A 16,327-nucleotide genomic window follows, 5' to 3' on the forward strand; every position below is an offset into this window, starting at 1 on the left:
TGGTTATTTGCATTGACAAGTAAAATTATTTTGATTTGCAACAGCCCCATAACCAGCATTCATAGCGACCAGCTGAGTTGCTCCTCCCGTGGTTGGTTGGACAAATGTTCCCGGCACCGCTCTTACATAACCAGTCGTTTTATTAATAGCCACCGGTATGGCAGAACCAGGTGGCACAAAAGGATTCCTTGGATATCCCCCCACTGAGGATGCGTATTTACCAGCACCAAATAATCCAGCACTTGAGGATTTTATCCCCGACTGTGCGATACCTGCTGCTCCCGCTTCAGTTGTGAAGTGTGTAAGTGTTTTTGGAATTGCACCTACCGCGTTAGTGGCAAGTGTTGCCGCTGCGCCGGTCACAACACCTGACTTGTATGCACCTGTACATTTGTCAATTCCGCCATCCACCCCCAAAGAGTCACGCAGAGATTGACCTTTAAGTAATCCAAAACTCATAGTACTCAATATCCCATCACCCATTCCTGCCGAAAAGTCAACGACCCCTTGCGGCAAGGAAGGCAATGATGCAAAAAATGAAAGGCCTAAAGTATCTATTCTGCTAATCGGCTCCCCACCTGTATAAGAATATATATTCAATCCCCCCATCAACCCGATCGGATCCTGATTGATATAACTCCCCACCACCGGATCGTAATACCGATGCCGGTTGTAATACAGCCCCGTTTCCCTGTCATGGTGCTGCCCCGGCAGCCGGATCGCCTGGTGGATGCCTTGCGGGTTGTACTCCTGCAGCACATTGCCCCAGGGATCCAGCTTTGCGGCCCAGACCACCTGGCCGGTCTGGTCCGTCAGCGCCATGGGCGTGCCCAGATGGTCGCAGTGGTAGTGGTGGATGGCGATGCGGGCGTGCTGTTCTTTTTCCTGTTTCTGCAGTTGGGTCTGCATGCCGCTGAGCAGGCGGGTGGTGCTTTCGGCCTGTTCGCCCAGCATGGCCTGGGCACTGGGCGGCAGGCCGTGCTCCAGGGTGTGGCGCAGGTGGCGGGCGGCGTCTTGCTGCATGTCGCGCGGCATGGCGTCGAGCATGGTTTGCATGAGGGCCAGGGCCGGCGTGTGGTTGGGGTCGTCCGGGTCGGGCAGGCCTGCGGTGATGGCTTGCACCAGCAGGTGGGGCTCGTCTTGGGGGTCGCCGCTGGCCGTGGTGCTCAGGCGCACCAGGGGCGTGAAGCTGCCCGGTTCGTAGATGGTGTGTTCTATGTGGCGGGTGTCGCTGCCGTGCTGCAGGCGCTCGGTGTGGATGAGGCGGTCGCCGTCCCAGCCGTAGTAGTGGGTGCGGGTGGATTCTGTGGAGTCCGCGCTTTCGACCTGCTGCTTCAGGCGCCTGCCCAGGGCGTCGTAGGTGTAACGGCTGTGGTGGCGCAACTGCTCGGCGTTGCCCTGGATCTGGCTGCTGCGCACGGCGATGAGTTGGTGTGCTCCGTCGTAGTGCAGTTGCTGCTGGCTGTGGTCTGCATGCATTTGCGCGATGCGGTTGCCGCAGGGGTCGTAGCGCCAGACGCGGTCTTCGGTGAAGCCGATGCGGTTGTCTTCCCAGCGCTGCACGGGGCCTTGCCGCTGGCCTGCAAGGTGGCCCAGGCCCATGAGGTTGAAGTCGGTGTGCCGCCAGTGGGCATGGACCTGGGCGGCCCAGCTGTCCTGGGTGTTCGTCTGGCCCGGTGCACCGGGTGCACCGAGTGCGGGCAGGCGGTTGCCGGCAGGGTCGATCTGCCAGCGGGCGGTGGTCTGGGGGTCCTGGCTGTCGGTGGCCGCTCTGAGGCGCCCGGCGCTGTCGTAGCCGTAGCGCAGCAGTTGTGCGGCCTGGCTCGGGGCGCCGGCCTGTTCGATGGCAACGAGCTGGCCCAGGCTGTCGTAGTGGTAGCGGCGGCCAAGGATCTGGCCGATGAGGGGCTGGACGAGGTGATCCCTGCCTTCCGTGCTTTGCAGGCCTGTGGTGCCCAGGGCCGTGAGGCGGCCCATGCTGTCCCATTGGCGTTGCACCTGCAGGGGGTGGTGTGCGTCTGCGTCTGCGTCTGCATCTGCTTCTGCATCTGCTTCTGCTGCGGGGGTGGGTGGGTGCAGGCTGCGGCGGACTTCGCGGTGCAGGGCGTCGCGTTCGAAGTCGATGAGGCCGGCGCCGTTGAGCTGCAGTCCGTGCACATGGCCTGAGCCGTAGGTGAGCCAGGCGATCTTTCCCAGGCCTTGCAGCTGGCTGTGCTGGCGTGCGCCCAACGCGTCCAGGCTGTGGGCGATGCGGTGTTCGTATTCGATCTGGTCTGCGCCGCCGTCCTTGCCTGGGCGGTACAGCTGCTGCACTTCTGCGGTGATGCGGCCCAGGGCATCGCGTTCCAGTGCTATGCGGCTTTGCAGTTGGGTGGTGTTCTCTGCGGTGTTCTCGACGGTGTGCTGCCAGACGCTGGCGACCATGAGGCGTCCGGCCGCATCCCATTCGTAGCGGTGGGTCTGGGCCGGCGCATGGGCCGTGGCGGGCAGCTGGCGTTCGACCAATCTGCCGCCTTCGTCCCAGCGGTAGTGGCTGCTGCTTTGCCGTGCAGCGTTGCCGTCCGTGGCTTCCATGAGCTGGCCTGCCGCATCCCAGCGGTAGCGCTGCAGCCGCTGGTCAAACCCTTCTTCCTGCACGAGCCGGTCCAGCGCGTCCCAGGCAAAGCGGCTTTGGGCTCCGTTTTCGTTGACGAGACGCGTGAGGCGGCCAGCGCTGTCGTATTCGAAGGCCAGGGTGAGGCCGCCATGTGTTCGCTGGACCAGCCTGCCCCAGAGGTCGTAGCGCAGGTGGATGCTGGGGTCGGCGGCCGGTGCAGCAGGGCTTTGTCCCCCCATGAGAGGGGTGAGCGGGGGTTGGGCCGGTTCGATGCGCGTGAGGTGGCCTGCGCTGTCGTAGTGGTAGCGCTCGATCTGGCCGTTGGGCAGTTCGCTGGCCACGATGCGGCCCTGGCCGTCGCGCTGGTGGCGTTGGCGCTGGCCCAGGGCGTTGCCCACTTCGATGAGTGCACCCCAGCGGTCGTAGTGGTAGTGCGTGCTGTGGCCCGAGCAGTCGGTGTAGCTGAGCAGTTGGCCCGCGTCGCTCCAGGCCAGCTGTTTGCTGCCGCCCTGGGCGTCTTCGATGCGCCGGGGGCTGTCGCAGGTGAGCGGCGCTTCCTGGGGGTCGGGGTAGTGGTAGCGCTCGGTGCTGCCGTCGGCCTGGGTGATCTGGGTGAGACGGCCCCAGGCGTCGTATTGGTAGCCGGTGGTGGCGCCTGCCGGGTCCGTGGAGGCGAGCAGGCGGCCCGTGGCTTCGTCGTGTTCCTGCTGGGTGCTGCGCCCGTCGGGCAGTTGCACGCCGATGAGCCGGCCCTGGCCGTCGCGCCTGAGGTGGACGCTGCGGCCCAGCGGGTCGGTGCGCGAGGCCAGGCGGCCGAAGCTGTCGTAGCTTTGCAGCCAGCGGCTGCCGTCGGCCTTGTGGTGGGCGATGAGGCGCGACAGGCCCGCCGCACCTTCGAAGTAGTAGGTCTCGATGCGATCCAGGCTGTCGCTGACGCGGGTGGCCGCGCGCGGCTGGCCGTCCGGGCCCGGCGGTTGGCTGAGGTAGTCGAAGCGGTAGGACAGCCCTTCCTGGTTGCTGTGTTCGATGACGCGGGCGCCGGGCTGGGCGCTCTCGTAGCGGTAGCGGTGCCAGGGTCCGCTGGCATGGCGGTGGGCGCTGATGCGGTGGTGGTCCCATTCGAATTCGCGCACGAGCTGGCCTGCGCGGTCGTGGACGGTGATGAGATCGCCTGCACTGCTGTAGCCGTAGCGCACGAGCGTGATGGGGGTGGACAGGGGATGCAACGGGTCCTGCGTGAGGTCGACCCCGATGAGGCGCCAGCCATCGTCGGCGCCCCACAGTCCGTTCAGGCCCTGCGCGTCCTTGCCGCCGTGGATGCGCTGGTGCAGCAGGCGGTAGCGCCGGCCTGTGCCGTCGCTCAGCGAGACCAGGCGGCCTGCGGGCAGCGGTTCCGGACTGCCGTTGACGTCCGGGGCCGTGGTCTTGCCGTCGCTGTAGTGGTAGAGCTGGCGGCGTCCGTAGCGGTCGATCTGGGCCATGAGGCGCCAGGGGCCATCGACCGACTCACCGGGCGGGGGGCCAAAGCCCCAGAGGGTGTCGCCATCGCCGCTGAAGGCCAGGATGGCCTCGGGATTGCACGCCAGCGCCGCCTCCACATGCGACCAGCGCGGGTTCGCAGCCCAGGGCGCTGTGCCGCCGTCCGGCTCCGGGCTGCCGCCGCGCAGCAGCCAGATGTCTTCGCTGGCACTGTGCAGCTGGCCGCCCGGGGCCAGAGGCTGGTCGAAGGTGATGACGCGGCCGCTGGCGTCCAGCAGCAAGGTGGCCTCTTCCTGCAGGCGGATGCTGAGCTCCTGCAGCAGGTGCCAGCCATGGCCCAGCAGGCCGCAGGCAGCGCCGTGCTCGGGGTTGACGTAGCTGCTGTACTGGCGCTGCCAGGCCACGGGCAGCGCAGCCGATGGCAGGGCGAAGTCCAGGTCTTCTGCACCCAGCAGGACCTTGGCGCCCAGCTGGGGGTTGACGGGGGAGCTGACGGTGATGCCACCTGGGCAGACGGAGCAGGCCAGGCCCCCCTGGCTGCCGATGAGCACGGTGCGCGAGCCGGTGACGATCTTGCCCTTGACGACGCTGTCGGTGATGCGGGCTGCGGGTTGGCCACTCATGCGGACTTCTCCTGAGTGGACTTGATGGCGCAGTCGCTTCGTATCGCTGTATCCAGAGCGGCAATTGCTTCACATTGCCTCATCCCAGGCAGATGGAGACAGTGGCGGATTCCCTGATGGCCAGGCATTTCATGAGAATGCAGTGGCTCGCCCCATGGCGTGCGGATGTCAAATGGTCGTGTCATTGTGTCAACCGCCCTGCGGACGGCTCCCCTCTCTCGATGAGCGCGAATCATAGACAGGCCAATGGCAATGGCGCAATTGATTTATGCGTCAGACTTTTCCTATAAATGTAAGCAGATTAATTATCTTGGATACATCAGCAATTGAATGAAGCTTCACCCATGGACGGCCATATCGATAATTCCCACATGCCATTGGTGCAATGGGCATGAGGCGCCTGCTGATCCGCATCAAGGCGCGTCAATAAAAAAGCCCCTGCCTCGAAAGGCAGGGGCTGTCAGGGGCCCGTGGACGCCATGCGTAGCATCGACGGGCCGGCTAGCAACGGGTTGGCGTCAGCCGGCAGTGGCCTGCGGCGAGGGCTTGGGCTGCAGGCGCTTGAGCACGCGCGGCACGATGAGCACGCAGGCCACGATGATGATCAGCGTCAGCGACATGGGGCGCTGCAGGAAGATCCACCAGCTGCCTTCGCCGATGGACACGGCGTTGCGCATCTGCGCCTCGGCCAGGGGGCCCAGGATCATGCCCACCACCACGGGCGCGGTGGGGAAGTCGAAGCGGCGCATGATCACGCCCAGTACGCCGATGCCGTACAGCAGGAACAGGTCGAACGCGCTCTGGCGCATGCCGTAGGCACCCACGGTGGCGAAGATCAGGATGCCGGCGTACAGCTGGGGACGCGGGATCTTGAGCAGCTTGACCCACAGGCCCACCATGGGCAGGTTGAGCACCAGCAGCATCAGGTTGCCGATGTACAGCGAGGCGATCAGCGCCCAGACCAGGGCCGCGGACGAGCTGAACAGCTGCGGGCCGGGGTTGATGCCGTAGTTCTGGAAGGCGCCCAGCAGCACGGCCGTGGTGTTGCTGGTGGGAATGCCCAGGGTCAGCAGCGGGATCAGCGCGGCGGTCACGGTGGCGTTGTTGGCCGCCTCTGGGCCGGCCACGCCTTCGATGGCGCCCTTGGCGCCGAACTCCGCACGGTCCTCGCCCTTGGCCAGCTTCTTCTCGGTGGCATAGCTCAGGAAGGTCGGGATCTCGGTGCCGCCGGCGGGAATGCAGCCGAAGGGCGTGCCGATGACGGTGCCGCGCAGCCACGCGGGCCACGAACGCTTCCAGTCACGGCCGGTCATGTGCACGCGGCCCATCTTGTTTTGCGTATCGACGACCTTGCCTTCGTACATGGCGGCGTACAGCACTTCGGCCACGGCGAACAGGCCCACGGCCACGAGCACGATGTCCACGCCGTCCAGCAGTTCCATCTTGCCCATGGTGTAGCGCGCAGCGCCCGAGATCTGGTCCATGCCGATGCAGCCCAGCGCCAGCCCCAGGAACAGGGCCGTCATGCCGCGCAATGCGCTCTGGCCCAGCACGGCGCTCACGGTGGTGAACGCCAGCACCATCAGCATGAAGTACTCGGGCGGGCCCAGCTTGACGGCGAAGTCGGCCACCGAAGGCGCGAACAGCGTGACGACCACGGTGGCCACGGTGCCGGCCACGAAGGAGCCGATGGCGGAGGTGGCCAGCGCGGCGCCCGCGCGGCCGCTCTTGGCCATCTTGTTGCCCTCCATGGCCGTGACCATGCTCGCGGTCTCCCCGGGAGTGTTCAGCAGGATGGAGGTGGTGGAGCCGCCGTACATGGCGCCGTAGTAGATGCCCGCGAAGAAGATCATCGAGGCGGTGACATCGACCTTGGCGGTGATGGGCAGCAGCATGGCCACGGCCACGGCCGGTCCGATGCCGGGCAGCACGCCCACGGCCGTGCCCAGGGCGCAGCCGACCAGGGCCCACAGCAGGTTGGCCGGTGTGATGGCGGTGGCAAAGCCCGCCAGCAGTGCGTCAAAGATTTCCATTACAGCCACCCCGTCTCAGTCAGGCCCGGCAGGTTGATCGCCAGGAATTGCGTGAAGGCCCAGAACACAGGCGCCGAGATCAGCAGTCCGGTGACCACGTCCTTGGCCCAGGTGATGGGCTTGCCCGCCTGGGACTGGCCGCCGGCACGGCGCAGGCCCTGCACGGCCAGCACGTAGCAGACGGTGCAGCTGACGATGAAGCCCACGGTGCCGATCAGCACGGCATTGACCAGCAGGCCCGTCGACACCCAGACGAAGGCGCCGATGTCGGCTCGTGGGTGGCCGCCTCCGCAAGAGGCTTCGCGAAAGCCGCCCGTGCGTGCCTCCCAGACCAGCCAGGCGCCGCAGACTGCGAGCACCAAGGCACACAGCCAGGGCAGGAAATTGGGGCCGACGCCGCCGTAGCCGGCATCGCCAGGGATTCGCAGCGCGCCGAAGGCCAGGCCTGCGGCGACAAGCAGCACGCCGGAGCCGACGATGGTCTGCGCGCGTACCGAGGGAAAGCCGCTGGGCTCATCGGCCTGGGCGGCATCCGTGGCAAGTGGATTGGGTTGTGAGGACTCGGACATGGTCAGTTCCTGGCCGCAGCGGGACCGGCGACCGGGCCGGCCACCGCTGCAGACGTGGGGAAAAAATTAAGCCGCCGGGGCCTGCGAGCCGCTGGCGCGGCGCGCGGGCATCTTCCGCTTCTTGAAGCAGGCGCTGCGACTGGCGCCTGCCGTGGCCCGCAGGAGTGCGGGCCTGTTGCTGCACCGACCCCGCAAGAGACCGGTGCAGCAGCTCGATCACACCATGCCGGACTTGACCATGGTGGCGCGCAGGCTCGCGAACTCCTGGTCCACGAACTCGCCGAAGGCATCGCCGGCCAGCCATGCAGGCGTCCAGTCGTTCTTCTGCAGCGCCTCGGCCCAGGCCTTGCTCTTGGTGGCCTTCTCGATCATGGCGACCAGCGCATCGCGCTGTGCCTTGGTGATGCCGGGCGCGCCGTACACGCCGCGCCAGTTGCCGATCTCCACGTTGATGCCCTGCTCCTTGAGCGTGGGCACGTCCACGCCCTTCAGGCGCTGGCCCGAGGTCACGCCGATGGGCTTCATCTTGCCGGTGCCGATGTACTCGGCGAACTCGCTGTAGCCGCTGCCGCCCACGGTGACGTTGCCGCCCAGGATGGCGGAGATGGCCTCGCCGCCTCCACGGAATGCCACGTAGTTGATCTTGGAGGGATCGACGCCGACTTCACGCGCAATCATGGCCGCCGCGATGTGCTCGGTGGAGCCGCGCGAGCCGCCGCCCCACTTGACGGAGCCCGGGTCCTTCTTGAGCTGGGCGATCACCTCGGCCATGTTCTTGAAGGGCGAGTTGGCGGGCAGCACGAAGACGTTGTACTCGCTGGTCAGGCGGGCCAGCGGCGTGGCCTGCGTGAGGTTCACGGGCGGCTTGCCCGTGATGATGCCGCCCAGCATGACGGCGCCCATGACCATCATGGCGTTGGGATCGCCCTTGCTGCCGTTGACAAACTGCGCAAGGCCGATGGCGCCGGCGGCGCCGCCCTTGTTGTCATAGGTGACGGAAGCAGCCTGACCAGCGTCCTGCAAAGCCTTGCCCAGGGCACGGCCCGTGGTGTCCCAGCCGCCGCCGGGGTTGGCCGGCAGCATCATCTTGACGGCTGCCGCAGCCTGCGCAGACAGCGGCAGGCTGCCTGCGGCGGCCAGTGCGGCCAGCGACTTCAGAAAAGTATCACGACGCATGGTTTGACTCCTTGTGTTGTAAGGCTGTCGATGATCGGTTCGCTACCTGTCAAATGGCTGTCCAAACCCCTAGGGGAATCCCTAGATCGCTCTCGCCACGATGGCCTGCATCGCGCCCGGTGCTAACGTCCGGCCCATGCAATTGCTGCTCGTAGAAGATGACAACGCCATGCGCACCACGCTGCAGCGCACGCTGATCCGGCGCGGCATCCAGGTGGAGACGGCGGCCGACGGCCCCTCGGCCCTGGCGCAGTGGCTGGTGCGCGAGCCCGACGCCGTGGTGCTGGATTTGAGCCTGCCCGGCCTGGACGGCCTGCAGGTGCTGGAGCGTGCGCGCGGCCAGGGCCTGCGCACGCCCGTGCTCATCCTGACCGCGCGCGGCACCGTGGGCGACCGCGTGCTGGGCCTGAACGCCGGTGCCGACGACTACCTGGCCAAGCCCTTCGACCTCGACGAGCTGGAGGCCCGGCTGCGCGCCCTGCTGCGCCGCAGCAGCGACAGCTTCACGCCCAAGCCGCCGCCCGAGACCATCGCCATGGGTGCGCTGCGCTACGACAAGGCCAGCGGCGCCATCCACCGCGATGGCGAGATCATGGAGCTGACGCCGCGCGAGCTGGCCCTGATGCACGCCCTGCTGGCACGCCCCGGCCATGCCGTGGCCAAGGAGCGCCTGTTCGCGCTGGTGTTTCCCGGCGAGTCGGACGTGCAGTACGAAGCCGTGGAAGTCGTCGCCTACCGGTTGCGCAAGAAGCTGTCGGGCACGGGCGTGCAGCTGGTCACGCTGCGCGGCCTGGGCTATCTGCTCAAGGCCGAGTCGGCCTGAGGCACTCCACCACTCACCGCAGCCCATGCGCGACCCCGGTCTTCCCCTTCCCGCCCCCGCGCGCACGCGCCAGCCCTGGTCGCTGCGCCGCCAGCTGCTGACGGGCATTCTCGTGCCCGTCATTCTGTTCATTGGCTTCAATACCTGGAGCCTGTACCACCAGACGCTGGCTGCGCTGAACACCGCCTATGACCGCACGCTGCTGGCCTCGGCCAAGAGCATCAGCGAGCAGCTGGATGTGACGGGCTATGACGAGTCCGCCCAGCTGCATGCCATCGTTCCCTACTCGGCGCTGGAGATCTTCGAGGCCGACAACCAGAGCCGCATGTTCTACCGCGTCTCCACGCTGGAGGGGGAAATGGTGTCGGGCTTTGGCGAGCTGCCCATGTGGCACGGCGTCATTCCCCAGCGCCCGCCCTACGCGGCCCTGGTCGACTTCTACGACGCGCAGTTCCGGGGCCGGCCCGTGCGCATGGCCGTGCTGCTGCAGCCCGTGGCCAGCGCCAAGGGGCGCGGCATGGCCGTGATCCAGGTGGCCGAGACGCTGGAGCTGCGTGAAGCGCTGGCCCTGCAGATCCTGCGCACCACGCTGGCGCGGCAGGCCCTGCTGGTGGCCGCCGTGGCGCTGATCGTGATCTTCGTCGTCCAGCGCGCCACACAGCCCGTGCGCCGGCTCAGCAGCGACCTGCGATCGCGCCCGCGCGGCGATCTGAGCCCGCTGTCGGCACCCTCAGCACCGCGCGAGTTGCAGCCGCTGCTGGAGGCCATCAACCAGCTCATGCTGCGGCTGCGCCAGCTGCTGTCGGACCAAAAGCGCTTTGTGCGCGACGCGTCGCACCAGCTGCGCACGCCGCTGGCCGTGCTCAAGGCACAGCTGCAGTCGGCCCAGCGCGGCGATGTGCCAGCCGAGCAGGCCTTTGAGGAAATCGGCGCCACCGTGGACCGCGCCACGCGCCTGGCCAATCAGATGCTGGCGCTGGCCAAGGTCGAGCAGTTGCGCCAGGAAGACAGCGCCGAGCCCGCATCGCCCGCGCCCAGCCTGCTGGACGAAGTGGTGCGCGACGTGGCCATCGAACTGTCGCCGCTGATTGCGGAGCAGGACATCGACTTTTCCATAGACACGGAGCCCTGCCCCGTTCCTGCCCACGAATGGATGCTGCGCGAGCTCACGCGCAACCTGCTGCACAACGCCATACGCCACATGCCTGCGGCCGGCAGCCTGCACATCAGCGTGCACCAGGCCGGCAGCCAGGCCGTGCTCAGCCTGCGCGACAGCGGGCCGGGCATAGACAGCGAGCTGGCGCAGAGGCTGTTCCAGCCATTTTCGGCCGGCAATGCGCGCAGCGGCTCGGGTCTGGGGCTGGCCATCTGCCACGAGATCGTGCAGACGCTGGGCGGCGCCATCGAGCTTCGCAACATCTACCGGCAAGGCCTGGTCTGCGGACTGCATGCGCACGTGGCGATTCCGCTGCAGCCGGCCACTGGCAAGCACCCCGCGCCGCGCGCACAATAACGCCATGACCGATATCGAATCCATGCGTCTGGACAAATGGCTGTGGTGCGCGCGCTTCTACAAGACGCGCAGCCTGGCGACGGAGGAAATCGGCAAGGGCCGCGTCACCGTCAACGGAGCCCTGGTCAAGCCCGCGCGCGAGGTGCGCTGCGGCGACACCGTGGCCCTGCGCCAGGGCCAGGTCCCGCGCACCGTGGTCATCCGCGGCCTCTCAGGCATGCGGGGCCCCGCCCCCGTGGCCCAGGCCCTGTACGAGGAAACCGCCGAAAGCCTGGCCGAGCGCGAACGGCTGGCAGAGCAGCGCCGGCTGGCTCCGGAGCCCGCCAGCAGCATCGCCAGCCAGCACGAAGGCCGCCCCACCAAGCGCGACCGCCGCCAGATCGACCAGGTGCGCGAGCGCGGCAGCTGGGACAGCCGCTGGAGCGCCTCCATCGACGATCTGGAGCGGCGCTGAATCGCACGGCCCTGCCCGCCTCTTCCAGCAAAAAAGCCATGCGCAACAACTGCGCATGGCCTTTTTGCATGGATTTGCGGGAAGCAGGCCCTGCGGCGTTCAGACCATCTGGTCCCTGGCCGGGGCGTCGTCATCCTGCGCGCGCGGCAGGATGAGGTTCATCACCATGGCGGCCATGGCGCCCACGGTCACGGCCGAGCCCAGCAGGTACTGCAGCATGTCCGGCAGGGTCTGCACCCAGTCCTTGGGGGCCAGGGTGGCAAAGAAGGAGCAGATGATGGGCACGCCCACCACCAGCATGGCACGCTCGTCCAGGCGCACATGGCGCAGGATGCGGATGCCCGCCATGGCAATGGTCACGCAGACCACGGCGAACATGCCTCCGATCACGGGCGAGGGAATGGCCGCGATCAGTGCGGAGAACTTGCCCAGGAAGCCCAGACAGGCCAGCACCAGGCCGGCTGCAATGAAAACCATGCGGCTGGCCACGCCGGTGATGGAGATCACGCCGGCGTTGGTGGAGTAGCCGGTGACCGGCGTGGCACCTATCAGCGCGGCCACGCTGCAGCTCAGGCCTTCGCCCACGGCGCCTCGGTCCAGCTGGCGGCTGGTGATGGGCTGGTTGATCACGGCCGAGACCGCGAACCACGTGCCCGTGGTCTCCGCCATGACCACGAGGTAGATCACGACGAAGGTGAGCACGGCGGGCAGCGAGAACTGCAGCGGATAGTCGATGCCCGCCAGCTTGGGCAGCGTGAGCCAGGGCGCATCGGCAATGGGCTGCCAGGCAAACAGCCCCATGCCCCAGGCGACGGCCGTGCCGCCAGCCAGCGCGATGATCACCGACGACAGGCGCATCCAGCGGCCCAGCCGGTTGTCGAAGCGCAGGCCCAGCATCATGGCCGCAATCAGCAGCGCCGCCGATACCGAAGCCAGCGCAATGGACTGGTTGACCGTCATGCCACCGTGGACAGAGAACACGTTGGCGCTCAGCGCAATCGGCAGCAGCGACAGCCCCACCACGAGGATGATGGTGCCGCCGACGATGGGCGGCACCAGCCAGCGGATCACGCGGTGGAACCAGCCCAGCGCCCCCAGCGCAATGACGATCAGCGCGCCCGGAATCAGCGCGCCATAGACCGCTCCCATGCCGCCGAAGCCGCCGCCCGCGCCAAAGGCCACGGCCAGGATGGCACCCAGGGGAATGTAGGAAGGCCCTTGTGCCACGGGCATGCGCATGCACCAGGCCGTCTGGATCAGCGTGCCCAGTCCCGCTGCGAGGAAGGTGGACTGGATCATGGACGCCGCGTCGGCCTGCGACAGCGCCAGGGCCGAGGCAATGATGAAGGGCACGACATACACGTCCATGGCCATCACATGCTGCAGGCCCAGCAACAGGGCCTGGGAGAGCGTGACGCGGTCGTCAGGGCGGGCGATCAGGCGCCCTTCGTAGGAGGAGGTCGGTTCGGTCATGGAGCGGAAAACGCGGGAACAGCCAGTGCGCAAACGCAGCCGGTCTTCAGGCGGGGCTGGCCGCCTGGCGCCGGTGCACGCACGCGCCCTGCACCCAGGTGCAGGCCACATTGGCACGCGTGGCATGGTGGATGATCTTCTGCAGGATGTCGGCCGGGCCGTCCTGCTCGGGCCAGATCTGCACATTGGAGTCCGGCGCCAGGCAGTCGACGGCCAGGGCATCCATGGCATGGCCGGGCTCGATGCGGCCAATGGGAAGGTCCAGCGCATCGCCACCCGCCGCCGTGGCCAGCCACAGTGCAAAGACGTGGTCGATGCGGGCCTGCACGCCCTGCCCCGCCCTGCCGCGCCGGGCGGCCGTCTGCGCCGGATCCACGCCTTCGTGCAAGGCCAGCGAGGCTGTCATGGCATGGCGGCAGGCGTCGAACATGCTGGGGCTGTAGCCCCCCGAAATGTCCGTGGCCAGCCCCATGCCCAGGCCCTGCTCGCGGCCGCTGCGCGCGGGGAAAACGCTGTTGGCGAAATAGAAGTTGGATAGCGGGCAATGCGCCACCGAGGCGCCCGTGCGCGCCATCAGCGCCACGTCATCGGCCGTGAGGAAGTTGGCATGGGCCACGACCGTGCGGCGCGTGAGCAGGCCGAAATCATGCAGCGCATGCGCATCGGTGCGGCCCTGGCGTTCCAGCACATGGGCGTGGGCCCAGTCGCTCTCGGAGCAATGGGTTTGCACATGGGCGCCGGTGCGTCCAGCCAGGTCGCCCAGGCCGCGCAGCAGCTCGTCGGTGCACGAAGGAATGAAGCGCGGCGTGATCACCGGCAGCACGCGCTGCTGCGCGTTGTCCGGATGCTGGCGCAGCCAGTCGATGAAGCGCGCCGTCTCGGCAATGCCTTCGGCGGCGCTGTCGTCCTTGTAGTACGGGGGGCATTGCGACGGCTCGTCCATGGCCACCTTGCCGACCAGGGCGCGCTGGCCCAGGGCCAGGCAGCGTTCGGCCAGCACCTGGTTGCCCACGGCGTGGATGGTGCCGAAGTACATGGCCGTCGTCGTGCCATTGGCCAGCAGCGTACGCACCACGCTGTCGTACACCGAAGTGGCAAAGCCGGCATCGCCGTAGCGCGCTTCCAGGGGAAAGGTGTACTCCTGCAGCCAGGTTTCCAGCGGCACATCCAGGGCCTTGCCGCTTTGCGGCCACTGCGGCGCATGCACATGCAGGTCCACCATGCCGGGCAAAAGGTACTGGCCCTCGGGCAGGCGCTTCAGCGTGCCCGCTGCCGCATGCGCTGCCTCCAGAGCGGCGCGGCGGGGATCACCGCGCTCCAGCACGGCATCGATCATGCCACGGCCATCCACCACGATCAGCACGTCCTGCTGGATGCGCAGCGCATCCGGCACGGGCGCATCGAAAGCAGTGCACAACAGGGCCCAGCCCCGGCCAGGGTCAGCGCAATTCATCATGGAAACGCGGCCCCCTGCCTCACTTGGCCTTGAGCTTGGCCAGGTCCTCGGCCGTCAACCACCGCCACTGGCCCGGCTGCAGGTCCTCGGTGAGCTCCAGCTCGCCAATCTTCCAGCGGTGCAGGCCTTCGACGCGGTTGCCAACGGCGGCGATCATGCGCTTGACCTGGTGGTACTTGCCCTCGGTCAGCGTGAGGTCCAGCACATGCTCGCTCACCTGCTCGCAGGCAGCCGCCTTGACGGGCTTGGGGTCGTCATCAAGCACCACGCCCTCCAGCAGGCGCTGCACCTGCCGCGCATCCACGGCATGCTTGGTGGTCACACGGTAGACCTTGGGCACATGCTTCTTGGGCGAACTCATGCGGTGGATGAACTGGCCGTCATCGCTGAGCAGCAGCAGGCCCGTCGTGTCCTGGTCCAGCCGGCCCACGGCCTGCACGCCCTGCACGGCACCCTTGTTCGGGCGCTGGCGCAGCGGCATGGGCAAAAGCGAGTAAATGCTCGGATAGGTTGAAGGCTTTTGCGAGCACTCCGTGCCCGCCGGCTTGTGCAGCAGCACATAGCCCAGCGCGTGATAGGCCCACTCCACGCCCTGTACGCGATAGCGCAGGCCTTCAGGATCGATGTCCTGCGTGGAGTCGAGGCAACGCACCCAGTCGTTGGCCTCGGTGTCCCACAGTTCCACCCAGCCCTGCTGGACCAGGCCCGAGCACACTCGGCGGATACCGAAGCCTTGGGAATACAGAATGTCTTGCAGTTGCATGTTGGTCTTTCAAGCCGGCGCACCCACCATGGCGCACGCACATCGCGCAGGGCCGGAACAGGTATTCTGCGCAAACAAGCAAAAAACCCCGTAGCTTTGGGCTACGGGGTTTCTTGGGCTGTAAGAGCCTGACGATGACCTACTTTCACACGGGAACCCGCACTATCATCGGCGCAAAGTCGTTTCACTGTCCTGTTCGGGATGGGAAGGAGTGGTACCAACTTGCTATGGTCATCAGGCATAACTTGTTGTCATGCTGCTCTTGCGAGCAACACAACGAATTCATAGAGTCTGTAATCAGCTTTGTATTTTGACTGCGCCTTACTTGGCATAACCACCTTGATGATCAACGTCATCAAAGTTATAGGGTCAAGCCTCACGAGCAATTAGTACTGGTTAGCTTAACGCATTACTGCGCTTCCACACCCAGCCTATCAACGTCCTGGTCTTGAACGACTCTTCAGGGGGCTCAAGGCCCCGGCAGATCTCATCTTGAAACGAGTTTCCCGCTTAGATGCTTTCAGCGGTTATCTCTTCCACACTTAGCTACTCGGCAATGCCACTGGCGTGACAACCGATACACCAGAGGTGTGTCCACTCCGGTCCTCTCGTACTAGGAGCAGGCTTCCTCAAATCTGCAGCGCCCACGGAAGATAGGGACCAAACTGTCTCACGACGTTTTAAACCCAGCTCACGTACCTCTTTAAATGGCGAACAGCCATACCCTTGGGACCGACTACAGCCCCAGGATGAGATGAGCCGACATCGAGGTGCCAAACACCGCCGTCGATATGAACTCTTGGGCGGTATCAGCCTGTTATCCCCAGAGTACCTTTTATCCGTTGAGCGATGGCCCTTCCATACAGAACCACCGGATCACTATGTCCTGCTTTCGCATCTGCTCGACTTGTCAGTCTCGCAGTTAAGCACGCTTATGCCATTGCACTATCGTCACGATGTCCGACCGTAACTAGCGTACCTTCGAACTCCTCCGTTACGCTTTGGGAGGAGACCGCCCCAGTCAAACTGCCTACCATGCACTGTCCCCGATCCCGATAAGGGACCTGGGTTAGAACCTCAAACGCACCAGGGTGGTATTTCAACGTCGGCTCCATGAGAACTAGCGTCCTCACTTCAAAGCCTCCCACCTATCCTACACAGATCCGTTCAAAATCCAATACAAAGCTACAGTAAAGGTTCATGGGGTCTTTCCGTCTTTCCGCGGGGAGATTGCATCATCACAAACATTTCAACTTCGCTGAGTCTCTGGAGGAGACAGTGTGGCCATCGTTACGCCATTCGTGCAGGTCGGAACTTACCCGACAAGGAATTTCGCTACCTTAGGACCGTTATAGTTACGGCCGCCGTT

10 protein-coding genes and 2 rRNA genes (1 of these 12 cut by a window edge) are annotated in these 16,327 nt (G+C 65.8%); 3 read left to right on the forward strand and 9 right to left on the reverse strand.

What is annotated here, in order from left to right:
- Positions 1-3: 3 nt before the first annotated feature.
- The 4 genes from U6958_RS24475 to U6958_RS24490 all read right to left on the reverse strand — a co-directional run bounded on the left by U6958_RS24475 (position 4) and on the right by U6958_RS24490 (position 8,476).
- Complete coding sequence (locus U6958_RS24475) at positions 4-4,698, reverse strand: RHS repeat-associated core domain-containing protein (protein ID WP_350337288.1); 4,695 nt, start codon at positions 4,696-4,698, stop codon at positions 4-6.
- Between the two features lie 518 nt (positions 4,699-5,216).
- A complete protein-coding gene (locus tag U6958_RS24480; protein ID WP_074924369.1) occupies positions 5,217-6,731 on the reverse strand; it encodes a tripartite tricarboxylate transporter permease in 1,515 nt (504 codons plus the stop codon).
- The gene (locus tag U6958_RS24485; protein ID WP_074924371.1) at positions 6,731-7,300 is read right to left on the reverse strand and encodes a tripartite tricarboxylate transporter TctB family protein; all 570 of its coding nucleotides are present in this window, start codon (positions 7,298-7,300) and stop codon (positions 6,731-6,733) included. Before U6958_RS24485 ends, U6958_RS24480 begins: the two co-directional genes overlap by 1 nt.
- A gap of 216 nt (positions 7,301-7,516) precedes the next feature.
- The gene (locus tag U6958_RS24490) at positions 7,517-8,476 is read right to left on the reverse strand and encodes a tripartite tricarboxylate transporter substrate binding protein (RefSeq protein ID WP_016449641.1); all 960 of its coding nucleotides are present in this window, start codon (positions 8,474-8,476) and stop codon (positions 7,517-7,519) included.
- A gap of 100 nt (positions 8,477-8,576) precedes the next feature.
- On the opposite strand from U6958_RS24490, the gene U6958_RS24495 reads away from it, so the two are divergent.
- From U6958_RS24495 to U6958_RS24505, 3 genes are read left to right on the forward strand one after another with little or no spacing between them, the layout of a single operon-like run.
- Positions 8,577-9,299 (forward strand): response regulator transcription factor, encoded by a 723-nt coding sequence (locus U6958_RS24495; RefSeq protein ID WP_016449642.1) that lies wholly within the window; start codon positions 8,577-8,579, stop codon positions 9,297-9,299.
- 25 nt (positions 9,300-9,324) lie between these two features.
- Entirely contained in the window at positions 9,325-10,812 is a 1,488-nt protein-coding gene (locus U6958_RS24500) for a sensor histidine kinase (protein ID WP_016454029.1), read from the forward strand.
- Between the two features lie 4 nt (positions 10,813-10,816).
- On the forward strand, positions 10,817-11,266 hold the full coding sequence (locus U6958_RS24505) for an RNA-binding S4 domain-containing protein (protein WP_074924373.1): 450 nt from the start codon (positions 10,817-10,819) through the stop codon (positions 11,264-11,266).
- Between the two features lie 99 nt (positions 11,267-11,365).
- Here U6958_RS24505 and U6958_RS24510 read toward each other — a convergent pair whose 3' ends face one another.
- The 5 genes from U6958_RS24510 to U6958_RS24530 all read right to left on the reverse strand — a co-directional run.
- Positions 11,366-12,739 (reverse strand): uracil-xanthine permease family protein, encoded by a 1,374-nt coding sequence (locus U6958_RS24510; protein WP_074924375.1) that lies wholly within the window; start codon positions 12,737-12,739, stop codon positions 11,366-11,368.
- A 46-nt stretch (positions 12,740-12,785) separates the two neighbouring features.
- Positions 12,786-14,195 (reverse strand): guanine deaminase, encoded by a 1,410-nt coding sequence (gene guaD / locus U6958_RS24515; protein WP_074924377.1) that lies wholly within the window; start codon positions 14,193-14,195, stop codon positions 12,786-12,788.
- A 19-nt stretch (positions 14,196-14,214) separates the two neighbouring features.
- Positions 14,215-14,958, reverse strand: coding sequence for a 16S rRNA pseudouridine(516) synthase (locus U6958_RS24520; protein ID WP_047327088.1), 744 nt, complete (start codon positions 14,956-14,958; stop codon positions 14,215-14,217).
- Between the two features lie 126 nt (positions 14,959-15,084).
- Positions 15,085-15,197, reverse strand: a 5S ribosomal RNA gene (rrf, locus tag U6958_RS24525).
- A 126-nt stretch (positions 15,198-15,323) separates the two neighbouring features.
- Positions 15,324-16,327: ribosomal RNA gene (locus U6958_RS24530) — 23S ribosomal RNA — on the reverse strand (it continues 1,872 nt past the right edge of the window).

It is taken from the genome of Delftia lacustris (genome assembly GCF_040267515.1).
Classification (GTDB): domain Bacteria; phylum Pseudomonadota; class Gammaproteobacteria; order Burkholderiales; family Burkholderiaceae_C; genus Comamonas; species Comamonas tsuruhatensis.

What these genes read in the sequence shown, in the direction of transcription:
- U6958_RS24505 (WP_074924373.1), top strand. Translation starts at nt 10,817, where the DNA reads ATGACCGATATCGAATCCATGCGTCTGGACAAATGGCTGTGGTGCGCG.
- U6958_RS24520 (WP_047327088.1), bottom strand. Translation starts at nt 14,958, where the DNA reads ATGCAACTGCAAGACATTCTGTATTCCCAAGGCTTCGGTATCCGCCGA.
- U6958_RS24485 (WP_074924371.1), bottom strand. Translation starts at nt 7,300, where the DNA reads ATGTCCGAGTCCTCACAACCCAATCCACTTGCCACGGATGCCGCCCAG.
- U6958_RS24475 (WP_350337288.1), bottom strand. Translation starts at nt 4,698, where the DNA reads ATGAGTGGCCAACCCGCAGCCCGCATCACCGACAGCGTCGTCAAGGGC.
- U6958_RS24510 (WP_074924375.1), bottom strand. Translation starts at nt 12,739, where the DNA reads ATGACCGAACCGACCTCCTCCTACGAAGGGCGCCTGATCGCCCGCCCT.
- U6958_RS24490 (WP_016449641.1), bottom strand. Translation starts at nt 8,476, where the DNA reads ATGCGTCGTGATACTTTTCTGAAGTCGCTGGCCGCACTGGCCGCCGCA.
- U6958_RS24480 (WP_074924369.1), bottom strand. Translation starts at nt 6,731, where the DNA reads ATGGAAATCTTTGACGCACTGCTGGCGGGCTTTGCCACCGCCATCACA.
- U6958_RS24495 (WP_016449642.1), top strand. Translation starts at nt 8,577, where the DNA reads ATGGCCTGCATCGCGCCCGGTGCTAACGTCCGGCCCATGCAATTGCTG.
- U6958_RS24500 (WP_016454029.1), top strand. Translation starts at nt 9,325, where the DNA reads ATGCGCGACCCCGGTCTTCCCCTTCCCGCCCCCGCGCGCACGCGCCAG.
- guaD (WP_074924377.1), bottom strand. Translation starts at nt 14,195, where the DNA reads ATGATGAATTGCGCTGACCCTGGCCGGGGCTGGGCCCTGTTGTGCACT.